Origin of the sequence: Streptomyces sp. NRRL B-1140, assembly GCF_001280065.1 — a bacterium.
Taxonomy (GTDB): domain Bacteria; phylum Actinomycetota; class Actinomycetes; order Streptomycetales; family Streptomycetaceae; genus Streptomyces.
Genome location: NZ_LGEA01000136.1, coordinates 53,868 through 70,750 on the forward strand (window position 1 = coordinate 53,868; position 16,883 = coordinate 70,750).

A 16,883-nucleotide genomic window follows, 5' to 3' on the forward strand; every position below is an offset into this window, starting at 1 on the left:
GCGTACGGGTAGGGCGCTGGGCGTGGTCGTACGGCGGCGGAAGGGTGCGGGATGACGGTCGAGGCGGACTCGGGGCGGCTCAAGGGCGCGGCGGACGAGCCGGGTTGGGAGGTGGACCCGGACGACGAGTGGGGCGTCGCGGTCATCGCCACGGTGGGGCGGCAGCTGAAGCTGCGGCGGGAGGCAGTGGGGATGCGGGCCGGCGAGTTCGGGACGGCGGTCGGCTACGGCGAGGACATGGTCTACAAGATCGAGGGCGGAAAGCGGATTCCCCGGCAGGACTATCTGGTCAGGGCGGATGAGGTGCTGGGGGCGGGCGGGCTGATCGCGGCGGCCTGGGAGGACGTGAAGAGGGTTCGGTATCCCAAGAAGGTGCGGGAGCTTGCCAAGTTGGAGGGGCAGGCGGTGGAGATCGGGGTGTATGAGTGCAGCAGCGTCAACGGGCTGTTGCAGACACCCGAGCACGCGCGGGCGTTGTTCGAGTCGTGGCAGCCCGCGTACTCACCGGACGAGGTGGAGCGTCTGGTGGCTGCGCGCATGGCTCGGCAGTCCGTATTCGAGCGGTCGCCGGCGCCGTCGCTGAGCTTCGTCCAGGAGGAAGCTACGCTGCGCCGCCCGGTCGGAGGCACAATGGTCTGGCGTCAGCAGCTTGAGCGCCTGCTGGAGGTGGGGCGGTTGCGTAGCGTCAGGCTTCAGGTGATGCCGACGAGCAGCGAGGCCCATCCCGGTCTGAACGGGAGGATCGAGGTGCTGAAGTTCGGGGACGGCACTGCGGTGGGCCGGTCCGATGGTGCCTTCAATGGCCGACCGATCACTGACCCGAAACAGATCCGGATCCTCGAACTGCGGTATGGCACCATCCGAGCTCAGGCCCTTCCCCCACGGGAGTCGCTGGCCTTCATTGAGCAACTGCTGGGAGAGACATGATCCGCAAGTCCTCTGTCGGGGACGCCTCCGAACTGGCGTGGTTCAAGAGCAGCTACAGCAGTGGCCCTGACGGCAACTCATGCGTCGAGATCGCCCTGGCTCCCCACACTGTTCACGTCCGCGACTCGAAGCACGCCACCCAGGGCCCCCGGCTCGCGCTCACGCCGGAGGCCTGGGTCGGGTTCGTGGCCTCCGTCTAGCCGTCGTTCCGAAGGACGCTCACCGCGCGGTCGAACGCCGAGCTCCGGTTCAGAAGGACCCACCGGCGCTGACGGGCGTGCACTGGTCAGTACGGCGATGGGGCCGGTGTAGCGGGGCCCGGACGCCGGTACGACCCGGATGGGCTCGGGGCGGGTGTGCCGGCCCGGGGCGGGTGGTTCCGGGCGCGCTGCCGGCGTCCCCGACCCCGTGGAGCGGCTGGAGGAGCCCGAGCTGATGCGGCGCATGTGCCGTATCGGTGCAGATCTTCAGCTGACCCGGCTGCTTCAGGCCCTGGTCGCCGCCGCCCTCATCGCCGGCACCGAGGCGGGTGAGGGAGCCGCCGGGATCGCGGAGATCCTCCGTGCCGCTTGTGGCCTCGCCGAACCGGGCCGTGCCGGGATCACCCCCGCCGGCGTCCATCGCATGTGGCGCGTCGTCCACCTGGCCGGCATCCAGCGCCCGGCGTCCGACGCACCCGAGTGGGGGAAGGCCGGCTACCGGGCCTACCACGCAGAGCTGGAGCGGCTCCTGCAGGGGGCGGGGCCCGGGGCGGTCCTGCCGTGGGTTTGACCTACGTCACCCCCGGGGTATTCTCTCCGGCTCGATTGGCGTAGCCCCCGCCCCATATGGCAGACTGTCCGAGTTGCTCGGTCGAGTGTTGATGCTGCGCGCCTCCCGCCGGGGGGACCGGAAGCGAGTCCCACAGTACTCGTCGCCCTAACTGCCGTAAGGCAGCGCTGGGGCGGACGTACGGGAATCTTTCGGGAAGTGCGGTGCGGCACTGGCCAGGCACCCGGCGGGCCTTCGCCCCCGGTCTGCGGTTCCGGAAGGGCCGTGTGCATTCCCAGCAGGGATGTTCGAACAAGGGACATCTGTGTCAGCGGCAGTGCGACACGCCCGACCGCGTGGGTCGGAGAAACGAAGGCAGCAGAAGGAATCCGCCGGGTTCCAGAGCGTAAGAGAGACAGGACTACTGAGTAGCCATGGCGGGACAGAAGATCCGCATCCGGCTCAAGGCCTACGACCACGAGGTCATCGACTCCTCGGCGAAGAAGATCGTCGAGACGGTGACCCGCACTGGTGCGTCGGTCGCGGGCCCGGTGCCGCTGCCCACTGAGAAGAACGTGTACTGCGTCATCAAGTCGCCGCACAAGTACAAGGACTCGCGCGAGCACTTCGAGATGCGCACGCACAAGCGCCTGATCGACATCCTCGACCCGACCCCCAAGACCGTTGACTCTCTGATGCGACTCGACCTCCCGGCCGGTGTCGACATCGAGATCAAGCTCTGAAGGCCGGTGATCTGAGAATGGCTAAGCAGATCAAGGGCATCCTGGGCGAGAAGCTCGGCATGACGCAGGTGTGGGACGCGAACAACCGCGTTGTTCCGGTCACCGTCGTCAAGGCCGGCCCCAACGTCGTCACCCAGGTCCGCACGAACGACGTCGACGGCTACGAGTCCGTCCAGATCGCGTTCGGCGAGATCGACCCGCGCAAGGTGAACAAGCCCCTCAAGGGCCACTTCGCCAAGGCCGACGTCACTCCCCGCCGCCACCTCGTCGAGATCCGTACCGCTGACGCCAGCGAGTACACCCTCGGCCAGGAGATCACCGCCGAGGTGTTCGAGGCCGGCATCAAGGTCGACGTGACCGGCAAGAGCAAGGGCAAGGGCTTCGCCGGTGTCATGAAGCGTCACAACTTCAAGGGCCTCGGCGCCGGACACGGCACCCAGCGCAAGCACCGCTCGCCCGGTTCCATCGGTGGCTGCGCCACCCCGGGCCGTGTGTTCAAGGGCCTCCGCATGGCGGGTCGCATGGGCAACGAGCGGGTCACCACCCAGAACCTGACCGTCCACGCCGTTGACGCGGAGAAGGGTCTGCTGCTCATCAAGGGCGCTGTCCCCGGTCCGAACGGCGGCCTCGTCCTGGTCCGCACCGCGGCCAAGGGGGCCTGAGGTAACCGATGAGCACTGTTGACATCCTTTCGCCGGCGGGCGACAAGGCCGGTTCCGTCGAGCTCCCCGCGGAGATCTTCGACGTCGAGAAGGTCAGCATCCCGCTGATCCACCAGGTCGTCGTCGCGCAGCTGGCCGCGGCCCGTCAGGGCACGCACAAGACCAAGACCCGTGGCGAGGTCCGCGGCGGTGGCAAGAAGCCGTACCGCCAGAAGGGCACCGGTCGCGCCCGTCAGGGTTCGACCCGCGCGCCGCAGTTCGCCGGTGGTGGCGTCGTGCACGGTCCCGTGCCGCGTGACTACTCGCAGCGGACCCCGAAGAAGATGAAGGCTGCCGCGCTGCGTCACGCCCTCACCGACCGGGCCCGCCACAACCGCATCCACGTCGTCTCCGGCGTCGTCGAGGGTGACAACCCGTCGACGAAGGCCGCCAGGACGCTGTTCGGCAAGATCTCGGAGCGCAAGAACCTGCTCCTGGTCGTCGACCGCGCCGACGAGGCCGCGTGGCTGTCCGCCCGCAACCTGCCCCAGATCCACATCCTGGAGCCGGGCCAGCTGAACACGTACGACGTTCTCGTCTCGGACGACGTGGTCTTCACCCAGGCCGCCTTCGAGTCCTTCGTGTCCGGCCCGAAGGCCAATGACACCGAAGGGAGCGAGGCCTGATGGCTATCCGTCACCCCGCTATCGCCTCCAAGGCGGCGAAGAAGGCCAAGGCCGCTCGCGTCGCCAAGGCCCGTCGCCACGCGACGGAGGGCAAGAACACCGTCGAGACCCCGCTGAGCAAGTCCTTCACGGACCCCCGTGACGTGCTGCTCAAGCCGGTCGTCTCCGAGAAGAGCTACGCGCTCCTCGACGAGGGCAAGTACACGTTCGTCGTGGACCCGAGCGCCAACAAGACCCAGATCAAGCAGGCCGTCCAGGCGGTCTTCTCGGTCAAGGTCACCGGGGTCAACACGATCAACCGCCAGGGCAAGCGCAAGCGGACCCGCACCGGCTTCGGCCAGCGCGCGTCCACCAAGCGCGCGATCGTGACCCTCGCTGAGGGCGACCGTATCGACATCTTCGGCGGTCCGACCGCCTAAGGGCGGTCCGGATCGTCCGATATCGGACGAGGACTGAGAAATGGGAATCCGCAAGTACAAGCCGACTACGCCGGGCCGTCGTGGCTCCAGCGTCGCCGACTTCGTCGAGGTCACGCGGTCCACGCCGGAGAAGTCGTTGGTCCGCCCCCTGCACAGCAAGGGTGGCCGTAACAACTCCGGTCGTGTGACCGTCCGCCACCAGGGCGGTGGCCACAAGCGCGCCTACCGCGTGATCGACTTCCGTCGTCACGACAAGGACGGCGTGCCGGCGAAGGTCGCGCACATCGAGTACGACCCCAACCGCACCGCGCGCATCGCGCTCCTGCACTACGCGGACGGCGAGAAGCGCTACATCCTCGCGCCGCGTGGCCTGAACCAGGGCGACCGCGTCGAGAACGGTCCCGGGGCCGACATCAAGCCGGGCAACAACCTTGCCCTGCGTAACATCCCGGTCGGTACCACGCTGCACGCCATCGAGCTGCGTCCGGGCGGCGGCGCGAAGTTCGCCCGCTCCGCCGGCGCCTCGGTGCAGCTGCTCGCGAAGGAGGGCTCGATGGCCCACCTCCGCATGCCGTCCGGTGAGATCCGCCTGGTCGACCAGCGCTGCCGCGCCACGGTCGGCGAGGTCGGCAACGCCGAGCAGAGCAACATCAACTGGGGTAAGGCGGGCCGTAAGCGCTGGCTGGGCGTTCGCCCGACCGTGCGTGGTGTGGTCATGAACCCCGTGGACCACCCGCACGGTGGTGGCGAAGGCCGTACCTCGGGTGGTCGCCACCCGGTGTCCCCCTGGGGCAAGAAGGAAGGCCGTACTCGTTCGCCCAAGAAGGCGTCGAACAAGTACATCGTCCGCCGCCGCAAGACGAACAAGAAGCGCTAAGGACGGGTTGAGATGCCTCGTAGCTTGAAGAAGGGGCCCTTCGTCGACGACCACCTGATCAAGAAGGTGGACGCCCAGAACGAAGCCGGCACCAAGAACGTCATCAAGACCTGGTCCCGTCGCTCCATGATCGTGCCGGCCATGCTCGGCCACACGCTCGCGGTGCACAACGGCAAGACCCACATTCCGGTGTTCGTCACCGAGTCGATGGTCGGCCACAAGCTCGGCGAGTTCTCGCCGACGCGCACCTTCCGGGGTCACGTCAAGGACGACCGGAAGTCGAAGCGCCGCTAAGCGCGGGGTGGAATGACCATGACAGACACTGGAAGGACAACCATGGAAGCCAGGGCCCAGGCGCGGTACATCCGCGTCACGCCCATGAAGGCCCGCCGCGTGGTGGACCTCATCCGTGGCCTCGACGCCACGGAGGCTCAGGCGGTCCTGCGTTTCGCCCCGCAGGCCGCGAGCCAGCCGGTCGGCAAGGTGCTGGACAGCGCCATCGCCAACGCCGCGCACAACTACGACCACACCGATGTCGACAGCCTCTTCGTCTCCGAGGCCTACGTCGACGAGGGCCCGACCCTGAAGCGGTTCCGGCCGCGCGCCCAGGGCCGTGCCTACCGGATCCGCAAGCGGACCAGCCACATCACCGTGGTCGTCAGCAGCAAGGAAGGAACCCGGTAATGGGCCAGAAGGTAAACCCGCACGGGTTCCGGCTCGGTGTCACGACCGACTTCAAGTCGCGTTGGTACGCCGACAAGCTGTACAAGGACTACGTCAAGGAAGACGTCGCCATCCGTCGGATGATGACGTCCGGCATGGAGCGCGCCGGCATCTCCAAGGTCGAGATCGAGCGCACCCGTGACCGCGTGCGTGTGGACATCCACACCGCTCGTCCGGGCATCGTCATCGGCCGCCGTGGCGCCGAGGCCGACCGCATCCGCGGTGACCTCGAGAAGCTCACGGGCAAGCAGGTCCAGCTGAACATCCTCGAGGTCAAGAACCCCGAGACCGACGCTCAGCTGGTTGCCCAGGCCGTCGCCGAGCAGCTCTCCTCCCGCGTCTCCTTCCGCCGCGCCATGCGTAAGAGCATGCAGTCGGCGATGAAGGCCGGCGCCAAGGGCATCAAGATCCAGTGCGGTGGCCGCCTCGGTGGCGCCGAGATGTCCCGCTCGGAGTTCTACCGCGAGGGCCGTGTGCCCCTGCACACGCTCCGCGCGAACGTGGACTACGGCTTCTTCGAGGCCAAGACGACCTTCGGCCGCATCGGCGTGAAGGTCTGGATCTACAAGGGCGACGTCAAGAACATCGCCGAGGTCCGCGCCGAGAACGCCGCTGCCCGTGCGGGTAACCGCCCGGCCCGCGGTGGCGCCGACCGCCCGGCCCGTGGTGGCCGCGGTGGCGAGCGTGGCGGGCGCGGTCGTAAGCCGCAGCAGGCTGCAGGCACCGAGGCCCCCAAGGCTGAGGCTCCCGCCGCCGCTCCGGCTGAGAGCACCGGAACGGAGGCCTGACCGTCATGCTGATCCCCCGTAGGGTCAAGCACCGCAAGCAGCACCACCCCAAGCGCAACGGCATGTCCAAGGGTGGCACGCAGGTTGCGTTCGGCGAGTACGGCATCCAGGCGCTGACCCCGGCCTACGTGACGAACCGCCAGATCGAGGCGGCTCGTATCGCGATGACCCGCCACATCAAGCGTGGCGGCAAGGTCTGGATCAACATCTACCCGGACCGCCCCCTCACCAAGAAGCCCGCCGAGACCCGCATGGGTTCCGGTAAGGGTTCTCCTGAGTGGTGGATCGCCAACGTCAAGCCCGGACGTGTGATGTTCGAGCTGTCGTACCCCAACGAGAAGATCGCGCGCGAGGCTCTGACCCGTGCGGCTCACAAGCTGCCGATGAAGTGCAAGATCGTTAAGCGCGAGGCAGGTGAAGCGTGATGTCGGCCGGTACCAAGGCGTCTGAGCTGCGCGAGCTGGGCAACGAGGAGCTTCTCGCGAAGCTTCGCGAGGCCAAGGAAGAGCTGTTCAACCTCCGCTTCCAGGCGGCGACTGGTCAGCTCGAGAACCACGGCCGGCTCAAGGCCGTCCGTAAGGACATCGCGCGGATCTACACCCTGATGCGTGAGCGCGAGCTGGGCATCGAGACGGTGGAGAGCGCCTGATGAGCGAGAGCAACGTGACTGAAGAGACCAAGACGGACCGCGGTTTCCGCAAGACCCGTGAGGGTCTGGTCGTCAGCGACAAGATGGACAAGACCGTCGTCGTCGCCGTCGAGGACCGCGTCAAGCACGCGCTGTACGGCAAGGTCATCCGCCGTACGAGCAAGCTCAAGGCCCACGACGAGCAGAACGCCGCGGGTGTCGGCGACCGCGTCCTCCTCATGGAGACCCGGCCGCTGTCCGCGACGAAGCGCTGGCGCGTCGTCGAGATCCTCGAGAAGGCCAAGTAATTCCCGCGAGGGAATTCCGAAGGCAAGCACATCCCTCCTAGGGGGACTCCCTAGGAATCGTTCCGCCAGGCTCGGGGCGGGGAGCGTCATGCGCTCCGCCCCGGGAACCGGCAGACAATCAGGAGATAGACGTGATCCAGCAGGAGTCGCGACTGCGTGTCGCCGACAACACTGGTGCGAAGGAGATCCTTTGCATCCGTGTGCTCGGTGGCTCCGGTCGCCGCTACGCGGGTATCGGTGACGTCATCGTCGCCACCGTCAAGGACGCGATCCCCGGTGGCAACGTGAAGAAGGGTGACGTCGTCAAGGCGGTCATCGTTCGCACCGTCAAGGAGCGCCGCCGTCCGGACGGCTCGTACATCCGCTTCGACGAGAACGCCGCCGTCATTCTGAAGAACGACGGCGACCCTCGCGGCACCCGTATCTTCGGCCCGGTCGGCCGTGAGCTGCGCGAGAAGAAGTTCATGAAGATCATCTCGCTCGCGCCGGAGGTGCTGTAAGCATGAAGATCAAGAAGGGCGACCTGGTCCAGGTCATCACCGGTAAGGACAAGGGCAAGCAGGGCAAGGTCATTGCCGCTTACCCGCGCGACGAGCGCGTCCTGGTCGAGGGTGTCAACCGGGTCAAGAAGCACACCAAGGCCGGTCCGACGGCTCGCGGTTCGCAGGCCGGCGGCATCGTCACCACCGAGGCGCCGATCCACGTCTCCAACGTCCAGCTGGTCGTGGAGAAGGACGGCAACAAGGTCGTGACCCGCGTCGGTTACCGCTTCGACGACGAAGGCAACAAGATCCGCGTTGCCAAGCGGACGGGTGAGGACATCTGATGACGACCACCACCAGCCCGCGTCTGAAGCAGAAGTACCGTGAGGAGATCACGGGCAAGCTGCGTGACGAGTTCAAGTACGAGAACGTCATGCAGATCCCCGGTCTCGTCAAGATCGTGGTCAACATGGGTGTGGGCGACGCCGCCCGCGACTCCAAGCTGATCGAGGGTGCCATCAAGGACCTCACCACGATCACCGGTCAGAAGCCGGCCGTCACCAAGGCCCGCAAGTCCATCGCGCAGTTCAAGCTGCGTGAGGGCCAGCCGATCGGTGCCCACGTCACGCTTCGTGGCGACCGCATGTGGGAGTTCCTGGACCGCACCCTGTCGCTCGCGCTGCCGCGCATCCGCGACTTCCGCGGCCTGTCCCCCAAGCAGTTCGACGGCCGTGGCAACTACACCTTCGGTCTCACGGAGCAGGTCATGTTCCACGAGATCGACCAGGACAAGATCGACCGCACCCGGGGTATGGACATCACCGTGGTGACCACGGCGACCAACGACGCTGAGGGCCGCGCGCTCCTTCGTCACCTCGGCTTCCCCTTCAAGGAGGCGTGAGCGAGATGGCGAAGAAGGCTCTGATCGCTAAGGCTGCTCGCAAGCCCAAGTTCGGTGTGCGTGGCTACACCCGTTGCCAGCGCTGCGGCCGCCCGCACTCCGTGTACCGCAAGTTCGGCCTCTGCCGCGTGTGCCTTCGTGAGATGGCTCACCGTGGCGAGCTGCCGGGCGTGACCAAGAGCTCCTGGTAATCCCCCTTATAAGGGATTCGCAGGGCTCTCGGTAAGCACGTAGGGGTGGCAGGACGCCCGGCCCGCATGGCTTAGGCTTGTGGGGTTGGGCGTCTGCCGCCGCCCGTACCGCGGACACCTGTCCGCTCATTGAATGCTTACTACGCCGTAGGTCCACCGCGCCGCACCCGTCCCGTCTCGGATCGGGGAGAGGGATGGCGCACCAGGAAACCCCGGCGAGAGAGGCCGAAGGCCAATTCATGACCATGACTGATCCGATCGCAGACATGCTGACGCGTCTGCGGAACGCGAACTCGGCATACCACGACTCTGTGACGATGCCGGCGTCCAAGATCAAGTCGCACATCGCGGAGATCCTCCAGCAGGAGGGCTTCATCACGGGCTGGAAGGTCGAGGACGCCGAGGTCGGCAAGAACCTCGTCCTGGAGCTGAAGTTCGGCCCCAACCGTGAGCGCTCCATCGCGGGCATCAAGCGGATCTCCAAGCCCGGTCTCCGGGTGTACGCGAAGTCCACCAACCTGCCGAAGGTTCTCGGCGGCCTGGGCGTGGCCATCATCTCCACGTCCCACGGTCTCCTGACCGACAAGCAGGCGCAGAAGAAGGGCGTGGGTGGGGAAGTCCTCGCCTACGTCTGGTAATTCGGGAACGGAGGAGAGACAGCAATGTCGCGTATCGGCAAGCTCCCCATCCCGGTTCCCGCCGGCGTGGACGTCACCATCGACGGCCGTACGGTCTCGGTCAAGGGCCCCAAGGGCGAACTGACCCACACCGTCATCGCGCCGATCGACATCGCGAAGGCCGAGGACGGCACCCTTCAGGTGCTGCGGCCGAACGACGAGCGGCAGAGCAAGGCCCTGCACGGCCTGTCCCGCACGCTGGTGGCGAACATGATCACCGGTGTGACCACGGGATACGTCAAGAAGCTCGAAATCAGCGGTGTCGGCTACCGTGTCCTGGCCAAGGGCTCCAACCTGGAGTTCTCCCTGGGCTACAGCCACCCGATCCTGGTCGAGGCCCCCGAGGGCATCACCTTCAAGGTGGAGTCCCCGACCCGCTTCTCGGTCGAGGGCATCGACAAGCAGAAGGTCGGCGAGGTTGCGGCCAACATCCGCAAGCTGCGCAAGCCCGACCCGTACAAGGCCAAGGGCGTCAAGTACGAGGGCGAAGTCATCCGCCGCAAGGTCGGAAAGGCGGGTAAGTAAGCCATGGCATACGGGCAGAAGATCCTTAAGGGCGACGCCTACAAGCGCGCCGCGATCAAGCGCCGCCACATCCGTATCCGTAAGCACATCAACGGTACGGCGGAGCGTCCGCGCCTGGTCGTCACCCGCTCGAACCGCCACATCGTGGCCCAGGTGATCGACGACATCAAGGGGCACACCCTGGCGTCGGCGTCCACCCTGGACACCTCGATCCGCGGTGGCGAGGGCGACAAGTCCGCGCAGGCCAAGCAGGTCGGCGCCCTGGTCGCCGAGCGCGCCAAGGCCGCCGGTGTCGAGGCCGTCGTGTTCGACCGTGGTGGTAACCAGTACGCGGGGCGCATCGCCGCCCTGGCGGACGCCGCCCGCGAGGCCGGACTCAAGTTCTGAGTCGGTTCCGTAGCTAGCGGAAACAGAGAGAGGTAATTCCAATGGCTGGACCCCAGCGCCGCGGTGGCGGTGCCGGTGGCGGCGAGCGGCGGGACCGGAAGGGCCGTGACGGCGGCGCTGCTGCCGCCGAGAAGACCGCGTACGTTGAGCGCGTCGTCGCGATCAACCGCGTCGCCAAGGTTGTGAAGGGTGGTCGTCGCTTCAGCTTCACCGCGCTGGTCGTGGTGGGCGACGGTGACGGCACCGTGGGTGTCGGTTACGGCAAGGCCAAGGAGGTGCCGGCCGCCATCGCCAAGGGTGTTGAGGAGGCCAAGAAGCACTTCTTCAAGGTCCCCCGTATCCAGGGCACCATCCCGCACCCGATCCAGGGTGAGAAGGCTGCCGGCGTCGTGCTCCTGAAGCCCGCGTCGCCCGGTACCGGTGTTATCGCCGGTGGTCCGGTGCGTGCCGTGCTCGAGTGCGCCGGTATCCACGACGTGCTGTCGAAGTCGCTCGGCTCCGACAACGCGATCAACATCGTGCACGCGACCGTGGAGGCCCTGAAGGGTCTGCAGCGTCCCGAGGAGATCGCGGCCCGCCGTGGTCTGCCCCTCGAGGACGTCGCCCCCGCGGCTCTTCTCCGTGCGCGTGCCGGGGCGGGTGCGTAATCATGGCGCAGCTCAAGATTACGCAGGTCAAGTCCTACATCGGCAGCAAGCAGAACCACCGTGACACCCTGCGTTCCCTTGGTCTCAAGGGCATCAACACGCAGGTCGTCAAGGAGGACCGCCCCGAGTTCCGCGGCATGGTGCACACCGTCCGCCACCTCGTGACGGTCGAGGAGGTCGACTGATCATGGCGGAGCAGAACCCGCTCAAGATCCACAACCTCCGTCCTGCCCCGGGCGCCAAGACCGCCAAGACCCGTGTCGGTCGTGGTGAGGCGTCGAAGGGTAAGACGGCCGGTCGTGGTACCAAGGGCACGAAGGCCCGTTACCAGGTTCCGGAGCGCTTCGAGGGTGGCCAGATGCCCCTCCACATGCGTCTCCCGAAGCTGAAGGGCTTCAAGAACCCGTTCAAGACCGAGTTCCAGGTCGTGAACCTCGACAAGCTGGCCGCGCTCTACCCCGAGGGTGGCGAGGTCACCGTCGAGGGTCTGGTGGCCAAGGGGGCCGTTCGCAAGAACAGCCTCGTCAAGGTCCTCGGCCAGGGCGAGATCTCCGTGGCGCTGCAGGTGACGGTCGACGCCGTCTCCGGCTCTGCCAAGGAGAAGATCACCGCCGCCGGCGGTTCCGTCACCGAGCTCGTCTGAACACCACAGGCGTCTCGATGACCTGAACGATCCCGACCGGGGATACTCCACATAAGGGGTATCCCCGGTCGGTCGTTCCTAGGGCGGCAGTCTCGCCGGTAAGGTGGCCTGCACTGCCCTCTTTTCACAGGGTGCTTCACTTCGGGCACTCTGAGCGGCAGTTGACCGTTACCCATGTCGTTGTTCTATTGGACTCTCAAGACGTCACCCTTGACGCAGTTGCGCGGGGGTCGCAGGAGGCACCGTGCTCACCGCGTTCGCCCGGGCGTTCAGGACGCCCGACCTGCGCAAGAAGCTGCTCTTCACGCTCGGCATCATCGTGGTCTACCGGGTCGGTACGCACATCCCGATCCCCGGCGTCGACTACCGGAACGTCCAGACCTGTATCGACAACGCCCAGGCCAACCAGGGCATCTTCGGCCTGGTCAACATGTTCAGCGGCGGCGCGCTGCTGCAGATCACGATCTTCGCGCTGGGCATCATGCCGTACATCACGGCGAGCATCATTCTGCAGCTGCTGACCGTGGTGATCCCGCGCCTGGAAGCCCTGAAGAAGGAGGGCCAGGCCGGCACGGCGAAGATCACGCAGTACACCCGCTACCTGACGATCGCCCTCGCCATCCTCCAGGGCACCGGCCTCGTCGCCACCGCCCGCAGCGGCGCTCTCTTCTCGGGCTGCCCGGTGGCCAGCCAGATCGTCCCCGACCAGTCGATCTTCGTCACCATCACCATGGTCATCACGATGACCGCCGGTACGGCCGCCGTGATGTGGCTCGGTGAGCTCATCACCGACCGCGGCATCGGCAACGGCATGTCGATCCTGATGTTCATCTCGATCGCCGCCACCTTCCCGTCCGCCCTGTGGGCCATCAAGCAGGAGGGCTCCCTGGCCGGCGGCTGGATCGAGTTCGGCACGGTCATCCTGGTCGGCTTCGCCATGGTCGGCCTGGTTGTCTTCGTCGAGCAGGCCCAGCGCCGCATCCCGGTCCAGTACGCCAAGCGGATGATCGGCCGTCGTTCCTACGGCGGTACGTCCACCTACATCCCTCTCAAGGTGAACCAGGCGGGTGTGATCCCCGTCATCTTCGCCTCGTCGCTGCTCTACATCCCGGCGCTGATCGCTCAGTTCGCGGGAGGTACTTCGGGCTGGAAGACCTGGATCGAGCAACACTTCGTCAAGGGCGATCACCCGTACTACATCGCTACGTACTTCCTGCTGATCGTCTTCTTCGCCTTCTTCTACGTCGCGATCTCGTTCAACCCCGAGGAAGTCGCCGACAACATGAAGAAGTATGGTGGCTTCATCCCGGGCATCCGGGCTGGCCGACCGACCGCTGAGTACCTGAGCTACGTACTCAACCGGATCACCTGGCCGGGTTCGCTGTACTTGGGACTGATCGCTCTCGTGCCGACGATGGCGTTGGCTGGTTTCGGGGCAAACCAGAACTTCCCGTTCGGCGGGACCAGCATCCTGATCATCGTGGGTGTCGGTCTCGAGACCGTGAAGCAGATCGAGAGCCAGCTCCAGCAGCGCAATTACGAAGGGTTCCTCCGCTGATGCGAATCGTCCTCGTCGGGCCGCCGGGTGCCGGCAAGGGAACGCAGGCCGCGTTCCTGGCCAAGAACCTGTCGATCCCGCACATCTCCACGGGCGACCTGTTCCGCGCCAACATCAGCCGGCAGACGGAGCTCGGCAAGCTGGCGAAGTCCTACATGGACGCGGGCAATCTCGTCCCCGACGAGGTCACCATCGCGATGGCGAAGGACCGCATGGAGCAGCCGGACGCCGAGAACGGCTTCCTGCTGGACGGCTTCCCGCGCAACGTCTCGCAGGCCGAGGCGCTCGACGAGCTGCTCGAGACCGAGAACATGCAGCTCGACGCGGTGCTGGACCTGGAGGTCCCCGAGGACGAGGTCGTCAAGCGGATCGCCGGCCGGCGCATCTGCCGCAACGACTCCTCGCACGTCTTCCACGTGACGTACAAGCAGCCGGCCAAGGACGGCGTCTGCGACGTCTGCGGCGGCGAGCTGTACCAGCGCGACGACGACTCCGAGGAGACGGTGCGCACGCGCCTGGAGGTCTACCACACCCAGACCGAGCCGATCATCGACTACTACAAGGCCCAGGGCCTGGTGGTCACGATCTCCGCGCTCGGCAAGGTGGAGGACGTCACGACCCGCGCCATGGAGGCGCTGAAGCGTGGCGAGGACGGCCGGTAGCCGTCCGTACGCAGCTACGGCCGCGGTTCCCCTCGGGGTACCGCGGCTGCTGTGTGGAGGGGGCCTCTCTCGCGGCCCCGTATCGTTGAAGGCGTTCGTCGTCGCCGAAGGTCCAGAAAGGCCGTAGCTCCCATGGTGCAGATCAAGAGCCCCGAGCAGATCGCCAAGATGCGTGAGGCGGGGCTGGTCGTCGCCGCCATCCACGCGGCGACCCGTGAGGCCGCCGTCCCCGGGGCCACGACGAAGGATCTGGACCAGGTCGCGCGCAAGGTGCTCGCCGAGCACAACGCCAAGCCGAACTTCCTGGGCTACGGCGGCTTCCCCGCGACGATCTGCACCTCGGTGAACGAGGTCGTCGTCCACGGCATCCCGTCCGACGACGTCGTCCTCAAGGACGGGGACGTCATCTCCATCGACTGCGGCGCGATCATCGACGGCTGGCACGGCGACGCGGCCTTCACGGCCTTCGTGGGCTCCGGTCACGCTCCGGAGCTCGTCGAGCTCTCCCGGGTGACCGAGGAGTCGATGTGGGCCGGCATCGCCGCCATGAAGCAGGGCAACCGCCTGGTCGACGTGTCCCGGGCCATCGAGACGTACATCCGCCGCCAGCCCAAGCCCGGCGGCGGCAAGTACGGGATCATCGAGGACTACGGCGGCCACGGCATCGGCACCGAGATGCACATGGACCCGCACCTGCTGAACTACGTCGACCGGCGGCGCGGCAAGGGCCCGAAGCTGGTGCCCGGCTTCTGCCTGGCCATCGAGCCGATGGTGTCCCTGGGGACGGCGAAGACGGAGGTCCTCGAGGACGACTGGACCGTCATCACGACGGACGGTACGTGGTCCTCGCACTGGGAGCACTCGGTCGCTCTGACGGAGGAGGGGCCGCTCGTGCTGACGTCTCCCGACGGGGGGAAGGCGAAGCTCGCCGAGCTGGGCGTCGTTGCTGCGCCGGATCCGCTGGCCTGATCGCCTTCCGGGGCGGGTGGGCCTGCCCGACGGCGGCTGCGGGTGCGTGGGGCCTGGTCGCGCAGTTCCCCGCGCCCCTTGGGCGCGCGCTTAAAGCCCTGCGTGCCGGGGCAGACTCTCTCGATTCGTGTTTCTGAGGGCCCTGTCGTAGACTGACTCGTCGGCTCTTGTGTACCCGCATGCCTGCATGCGGCCCGCGCAGAGTCGATCAAGGTAGTCGATTCGAAGGGCGAAGCGTGGCCAAGAAGCAAGGTGCCATCGAGATCGAGGGCACTGTCGTCGAGTCTCTGCCGAACGCCATGTTCAAGGTCGAGCTCCAGAACGGCCACCAGGTCCTGGCACACATCAGCGGCAAGATGCGCATGCACTACATCCGCATCCTCCCTGACGACCGGGTCGTGGTGGAGCTGTCTCCGTACGACCTGACCCGTGGCCGGATCGTCTACCGCTACAAGTAGATCTTGCCCGCATCCCGCTTCCGGGCGGGGTGGTGGCACTGACCCGGAGAACCTCACCTAATGAAGGTCAAGCCGAGCGTCAAGAAGATCTGCGACAAGTGCAGGGTGATCCGCCGTCACGGCCGGGTCATGGTCATCTGCGACAACCCGCGCCACAAGCAGCGCCAGGGCTGACGCACGACCGATCCCTCTGCACCCTTCGCAGAGATTCGCGCGACGCGAGCTGAATATGTTCATACGCAGGACCCAGGCGAACGAGCGTCCGCCTGACACCCCCGGTTCGGAGGCTGGGGACCCAGTTCGTACCTGGTACGGCGGCTGGGCGTCGGTTCTGTGGAAGACCTCCGACAAGTAACTGGAGCCATTGAATGGCACGCGTTTCCGGTGTTGACATCCCGCGCGAAAAGCGCGTGGAGATCGCCCTCACCTACGTGTTCGGCATCGGCCGGACCCTCTCCCAGCAGACGCTGGCCGCCACCGGCGTGGACCCGAACACCCGTGTTCGGGACCTCTCCGAGGAGCAGCTGGTCGCGATCCGCGAGTACGTCGACAACAACATCAAGACCGAGGGTGACCTCCGTCGCGAGATCCAGGCCGACATCCGCCGCAAGGTCGAGATCGGTACCTACCAGGGTCTCCGTCACCGTCGTGGTCTGCCCGTCCGCGGTCAGCGCACCAGCACCAACGCTCGTACCCGCAAGGGTCCGCGTCGCGCCATCGCCGGCAAGAAGAAGCCGGGCAAGAAGTAGTCCACAGCGGACGCCTGTCCACGGTCTTCGCTGTAGGACCGACCACCTCCCGTAGGAGTTATAGATGCCCCCCAAGGGTCGTCAGGGCGCTGCCAAGAAGGTGCGCCGCAAGGAAAAGAAGAACGTCGCTCACGGCCACGCGCACATCAAGAGCACGTTCAACAACACGATCGTCTCGATCACGGACCCGTCCGGCAACGTGATCTCCTGGGCCTCCGCCGGCCACGTCGGCTTCAAGGGCTCCCGGAAGTCCACGCCGTTCGCCGCGCAGATGGCCGCCGAGTCGGCTGCCCGCCGCGCCCAGGAGCACGGCATGCGCAAGGTCGACGTGTTCGTGAAGGGCCCGGGTTCCGGTCGTGAGACCGCGATCCGCTCCCTGCAGGCCACGGGCCTCGAGGTCGGCTCCATCCAGGACGTCACCCCGACCCCGCACAACGGCTGCCGTCCGCCGAAGCGCCGCCGCGTCTGACGCGAGGCTGCTTCGCGCAGACCGTGGTTCCGGGCGGTACGGCTCCGTAAAAGGGCCGTATCGCCCGTACCCTTG

General features: G+C 66.6%; 31 protein-coding genes. All 31 read left to right on the plus strand.

Annotated features, from left to right (window positions below; translation table 11 throughout):
• Positions 1-51: 51 nt before the first annotated feature.
• The gene (locus ADK65_RS32090) at positions 52-927 is read left to right on the plus strand and encodes a helix-turn-helix domain-containing protein (protein WP_053674516.1); all 876 of its coding nucleotides are present in this window, start codon (positions 52-54) and stop codon (positions 925-927) included.
• Positions 924-1,127 carry a DUF397 domain-containing protein gene (locus ADK65_RS32095; RefSeq protein WP_053674517.1) on the plus strand — a complete coding sequence of 68 codons (204 nt, stop codon included), beginning with the start codon at positions 924-926 and terminating at the stop codon, positions 1,125-1,127. The genes ADK65_RS32090 and ADK65_RS32095 overlap by 4 nt, the downstream gene beginning before the upstream one ends.
• 208 nt (positions 1,128-1,335) lie before the next feature.
• Positions 1,336-1,698, plus strand: a complete 363-nt coding sequence (locus ADK65_RS32100; protein ID WP_053674518.1) for a hypothetical protein — start codon at positions 1,336-1,338, stop codon at positions 1,696-1,698.
• Between the two features lie 413 nt (positions 1,699-2,111).
• Positions 2,112-2,420, plus strand: a complete 309-nt coding sequence (gene rpsJ, locus ADK65_RS32105) for a 30S ribosomal protein S10 (RefSeq protein ID WP_003948644.1) — start codon at positions 2,112-2,114, stop codon at positions 2,418-2,420.
• Between the two features lie 17 nt (positions 2,421-2,437).
• Positions 2,438-3,082 carry a 50S ribosomal protein L3 gene (rplC, locus tag ADK65_RS32110; protein ID WP_033308969.1) on the plus strand — a complete coding sequence of 215 codons (645 nt, stop codon included), beginning with the start codon at positions 2,438-2,440 and terminating at the stop codon, positions 3,080-3,082.
• Positions 3,083-3,090: 8 nt separating this feature from the next.
• Positions 3,091-3,747: a 50S ribosomal protein L4 gene (gene rplD, locus ADK65_RS32115; RefSeq protein WP_053674519.1), complete on the plus strand. Its 657-nt coding sequence runs from the start codon at positions 3,091-3,093 to the stop codon at positions 3,745-3,747.
• Positions 3,747-4,166 carry a 50S ribosomal protein L23 gene (gene rplW, locus ADK65_RS32120; protein ID WP_030839674.1) on the plus strand — a complete coding sequence of 140 codons (420 nt, stop codon included), beginning with the start codon at positions 3,747-3,749 and terminating at the stop codon, positions 4,164-4,166. The genes rplD and rplW overlap by 1 nt, the downstream gene beginning before the upstream one ends.
• Before the next feature lie 40 nt (positions 4,167-4,206).
• Positions 4,207-5,043, plus strand: a complete 837-nt coding sequence (gene rplB / locus ADK65_RS32125; RefSeq protein ID WP_053674520.1) for a 50S ribosomal protein L2 — start codon at positions 4,207-4,209, stop codon at positions 5,041-5,043.
• Positions 5,044-5,055: 12 nt separating this feature from the next.
• Positions 5,056-5,337 (plus strand): 30S ribosomal protein S19, encoded by a 282-nt coding sequence (rpsS, locus tag ADK65_RS32130; protein ID WP_003992359.1) that lies wholly within the window; start codon positions 5,056-5,058, stop codon positions 5,335-5,337.
• 42 nt (positions 5,338-5,379) lie between these two features.
• On the plus strand, positions 5,380-5,727 hold the full coding sequence (rplV, locus tag ADK65_RS32135; protein WP_053674521.1) for a 50S ribosomal protein L22: 348 nt from the start codon (positions 5,380-5,382) through the stop codon (positions 5,725-5,727).
• Positions 5,727-6,554, plus strand: a complete 828-nt coding sequence (gene rpsC, locus ADK65_RS32140; protein WP_053674522.1) for a 30S ribosomal protein S3 — start codon at positions 5,727-5,729, stop codon at positions 6,552-6,554. Before rplV ends, rpsC begins: the two co-directional genes overlap by 1 nt.
• Positions 6,555-6,559: 5 nt before the next feature.
• A complete protein-coding gene (gene rplP, locus ADK65_RS32145) occupies positions 6,560-6,979 on the plus strand; it encodes a 50S ribosomal protein L16 (RefSeq protein ID WP_003992362.1) in 420 nt (139 codons plus the stop codon).
• Entirely contained in the window at positions 6,979-7,203 is a 225-nt protein-coding gene (gene rpmC / locus ADK65_RS32150) for a 50S ribosomal protein L29 (protein ID WP_003974259.1), read from the plus strand. Before rplP ends, rpmC begins: the two co-directional genes overlap by 1 nt.
• Complete coding sequence (gene rpsQ, locus ADK65_RS32155) at positions 7,203-7,490, plus strand: 30S ribosomal protein S17 (RefSeq protein WP_030839660.1); 288 nt, start codon at positions 7,203-7,205, stop codon at positions 7,488-7,490. The genes rpmC and rpsQ overlap by 1 nt, the downstream gene beginning before the upstream one ends.
• 131 nt (positions 7,491-7,621) lie before the next feature.
• Positions 7,622-7,990 (plus strand): 50S ribosomal protein L14, encoded by a 369-nt coding sequence (gene rplN, locus ADK65_RS32160; protein ID WP_003998823.1) that lies wholly within the window; start codon positions 7,622-7,624, stop codon positions 7,988-7,990.
• 2 nt (positions 7,991-7,992) lie between these two features.
• Positions 7,993-8,316, plus strand: coding sequence for a 50S ribosomal protein L24 (rplX, locus tag ADK65_RS32165; RefSeq protein WP_053674523.1), 324 nt, complete (start codon positions 7,993-7,995; stop codon positions 8,314-8,316).
• Positions 8,316-8,873 carry a 50S ribosomal protein L5 gene (gene rplE, locus ADK65_RS32170; RefSeq protein ID WP_003992366.1) on the plus strand — a complete coding sequence of 186 codons (558 nt, stop codon included), beginning with the start codon at positions 8,316-8,318 and terminating at the stop codon, positions 8,871-8,873. Before rplX ends, rplE begins: the two co-directional genes overlap by 1 nt.
• A gap of 5 nt (positions 8,874-8,878) precedes the next feature.
• Complete coding sequence (locus ADK65_RS32175) at positions 8,879-9,064, plus strand: type Z 30S ribosomal protein S14 (protein WP_003948630.1); 186 nt, start codon at positions 8,879-8,881, stop codon at positions 9,062-9,064.
• A gap of 239 nt (positions 9,065-9,303) precedes the next feature.
• A complete protein-coding gene (rpsH, locus tag ADK65_RS32180; RefSeq protein WP_030839654.1) occupies positions 9,304-9,702 on the plus strand; it encodes a 30S ribosomal protein S8 in 399 nt (132 codons plus the stop codon).
• A gap of 24 nt (positions 9,703-9,726) precedes the next feature.
• Complete coding sequence (gene rplF, locus ADK65_RS32185; RefSeq protein ID WP_053674524.1) at positions 9,727-10,266, plus strand: 50S ribosomal protein L6; 540 nt, start codon at positions 9,727-9,729, stop codon at positions 10,264-10,266.
• 3 nt (positions 10,267-10,269) lie between these two features.
• Positions 10,270-10,653 (plus strand): 50S ribosomal protein L18, encoded by a 384-nt coding sequence (gene rplR, locus ADK65_RS32190; protein ID WP_007494754.1) that lies wholly within the window; start codon positions 10,270-10,272, stop codon positions 10,651-10,653.
• A gap of 41 nt (positions 10,654-10,694) precedes the next feature.
• Complete coding sequence (gene rpsE / locus ADK65_RS32195) at positions 10,695-11,300, plus strand: 30S ribosomal protein S5 (protein WP_009190144.1); 606 nt, start codon at positions 10,695-10,697, stop codon at positions 11,298-11,300.
• 2 nt (positions 11,301-11,302) lie between these two features.
• Positions 11,303-11,485, plus strand: a complete 183-nt coding sequence (rpmD, locus tag ADK65_RS32200; protein WP_003974250.1) for a 50S ribosomal protein L30 — start codon at positions 11,303-11,305, stop codon at positions 11,483-11,485.
• Between the two features lie 2 nt (positions 11,486-11,487).
• On the plus strand, positions 11,488-11,943 hold the full coding sequence (rplO, locus tag ADK65_RS32205; protein WP_030839644.1) for a 50S ribosomal protein L15: 456 nt from the start codon (positions 11,488-11,490) through the stop codon (positions 11,941-11,943).
• Positions 11,944-12,187: 244 nt separating this feature from the next.
• Entirely contained in the window at positions 12,188-13,501 is a 1,314-nt protein-coding gene (gene secY / locus ADK65_RS32210) for a preprotein translocase subunit SecY (RefSeq protein WP_053674525.1), read from the plus strand.
• Positions 13,501-14,163, plus strand: coding sequence for an adenylate kinase (locus tag ADK65_RS32215; protein WP_053674526.1), 663 nt, complete (start codon positions 13,501-13,503; stop codon positions 14,161-14,163). The genes secY and ADK65_RS32215 overlap by 1 nt, the downstream gene beginning before the upstream one ends.
• 132 nt (positions 14,164-14,295) lie before the next feature.
• Entirely contained in the window at positions 14,296-15,132 is an 837-nt protein-coding gene (gene map / locus ADK65_RS32220; protein ID WP_053674527.1) for a type I methionyl aminopeptidase, read from the plus strand.
• A 236-nt stretch (positions 15,133-15,368) separates the two neighbouring features.
• The gene (gene infA, locus ADK65_RS32225) at positions 15,369-15,590 is read left to right on the plus strand and encodes a translation initiation factor IF-1 (protein WP_003948620.1); all 222 of its coding nucleotides are present in this window, start codon (positions 15,369-15,371) and stop codon (positions 15,588-15,590) included.
• A gap of 60 nt (positions 15,591-15,650) precedes the next feature.
• Complete coding sequence (gene rpmJ, locus ADK65_RS32230; RefSeq protein WP_003974245.1) at positions 15,651-15,764, plus strand: 50S ribosomal protein L36; 114 nt, start codon at positions 15,651-15,653, stop codon at positions 15,762-15,764.
• A 194-nt stretch (positions 15,765-15,958) separates the two neighbouring features.
• Positions 15,959-16,339, plus strand: coding sequence for a 30S ribosomal protein S13 (gene rpsM, locus ADK65_RS32235; protein WP_004984507.1), 381 nt, complete (start codon positions 15,959-15,961; stop codon positions 16,337-16,339).
• Between the two features lie 64 nt (positions 16,340-16,403).
• Positions 16,404-16,808 (plus strand): 30S ribosomal protein S11, encoded by a 405-nt coding sequence (gene rpsK, locus ADK65_RS32240; protein WP_003956432.1) that lies wholly within the window; start codon positions 16,404-16,406, stop codon positions 16,806-16,808.
• Positions 16,809-16,883: the final 75 nt, after the last annotated feature.

Excerpts from the sequence above, each read along its gene's own strand:
- ADK65_RS32090 (WP_053674516.1), top strand. The coding sequence starts at position 52 with ATGACGGTCGAGGCGGACTCGGGGCGGCTCAAGGGCGCGGCGGACGAG.
- ADK65_RS32095 (WP_053674517.1), top strand. The coding sequence starts at position 924 with ATGATCCGCAAGTCCTCTGTCGGGGACGCCTCCGAACTGGCGTGGTTC.
- rpsJ (WP_003948644.1), top strand. The coding sequence starts at position 2,112 with ATGGCGGGACAGAAGATCCGCATCCGGCTCAAGGCCTACGACCACGAG.
- rplC (WP_033308969.1), top strand. The coding sequence starts at position 2,438 with ATGGCTAAGCAGATCAAGGGCATCCTGGGCGAGAAGCTCGGCATGACG.
- rplD (WP_053674519.1), top strand. The coding sequence starts at position 3,091 with ATGAGCACTGTTGACATCCTTTCGCCGGCGGGCGACAAGGCCGGTTCC.
- rplW (WP_030839674.1), top strand. The coding sequence starts at position 3,747 with ATGGCTATCCGTCACCCCGCTATCGCCTCCAAGGCGGCGAAGAAGGCC.
- rplB (WP_053674520.1), top strand. The coding sequence starts at position 4,207 with ATGGGAATCCGCAAGTACAAGCCGACTACGCCGGGCCGTCGTGGCTCC.
- rpsS (WP_003992359.1), top strand. The coding sequence starts at position 5,056 with ATGCCTCGTAGCTTGAAGAAGGGGCCCTTCGTCGACGACCACCTGATC.
- rplV (WP_053674521.1), top strand. The coding sequence starts at position 5,380 with ATGGAAGCCAGGGCCCAGGCGCGGTACATCCGCGTCACGCCCATGAAG.
- rpsC (WP_053674522.1), top strand. The coding sequence starts at position 5,727 with ATGGGCCAGAAGGTAAACCCGCACGGGTTCCGGCTCGGTGTCACGACC.
- rplP (WP_003992362.1), top strand. The coding sequence starts at position 6,560 with ATGCTGATCCCCCGTAGGGTCAAGCACCGCAAGCAGCACCACCCCAAG.
- rpmC (WP_003974259.1), top strand. The coding sequence starts at position 6,979 with ATGTCGGCCGGTACCAAGGCGTCTGAGCTGCGCGAGCTGGGCAACGAG.
- rpsQ (WP_030839660.1), top strand. The coding sequence starts at position 7,203 with ATGAGCGAGAGCAACGTGACTGAAGAGACCAAGACGGACCGCGGTTTC.
- rplX (WP_053674523.1), top strand. The coding sequence starts at position 7,993 with ATGAAGATCAAGAAGGGCGACCTGGTCCAGGTCATCACCGGTAAGGAC.
- rplE (WP_003992366.1), top strand. The coding sequence starts at position 8,316 with ATGACGACCACCACCAGCCCGCGTCTGAAGCAGAAGTACCGTGAGGAG.
- ADK65_RS32175 (WP_003948630.1), top strand. The coding sequence starts at position 8,879 with ATGGCGAAGAAGGCTCTGATCGCTAAGGCTGCTCGCAAGCCCAAGTTC.
- rpsH (WP_030839654.1), top strand. The coding sequence starts at position 9,304 with ATGACCATGACTGATCCGATCGCAGACATGCTGACGCGTCTGCGGAAC.
- rplF (WP_053674524.1), top strand. The coding sequence starts at position 9,727 with ATGTCGCGTATCGGCAAGCTCCCCATCCCGGTTCCCGCCGGCGTGGAC.
- rplR (WP_007494754.1), top strand. The coding sequence starts at position 10,270 with ATGGCATACGGGCAGAAGATCCTTAAGGGCGACGCCTACAAGCGCGCC.
- rpsE (WP_009190144.1), top strand. The coding sequence starts at position 10,695 with ATGGCTGGACCCCAGCGCCGCGGTGGCGGTGCCGGTGGCGGCGAGCGG.
- rpmD (WP_003974250.1), top strand. The coding sequence starts at position 11,303 with ATGGCGCAGCTCAAGATTACGCAGGTCAAGTCCTACATCGGCAGCAAG.
- rplO (WP_030839644.1), top strand. The coding sequence starts at position 11,488 with ATGGCGGAGCAGAACCCGCTCAAGATCCACAACCTCCGTCCTGCCCCG.
- ADK65_RS32215 (WP_053674526.1), top strand. The coding sequence starts at position 13,501 with ATGCGAATCGTCCTCGTCGGGCCGCCGGGTGCCGGCAAGGGAACGCAG.
- map (WP_053674527.1), top strand. The coding sequence starts at position 14,296 with ATGGTGCAGATCAAGAGCCCCGAGCAGATCGCCAAGATGCGTGAGGCG.
- rpmJ (WP_003974245.1), top strand. The coding sequence starts at position 15,651 with ATGAAGGTCAAGCCGAGCGTCAAGAAGATCTGCGACAAGTGCAGGGTG.
- rpsM (WP_004984507.1), top strand. The coding sequence starts at position 15,959 with ATGGCACGCGTTTCCGGTGTTGACATCCCGCGCGAAAAGCGCGTGGAG.
- rpsK (WP_003956432.1), top strand. The coding sequence starts at position 16,404 with ATGCCCCCCAAGGGTCGTCAGGGCGCTGCCAAGAAGGTGCGCCGCAAG.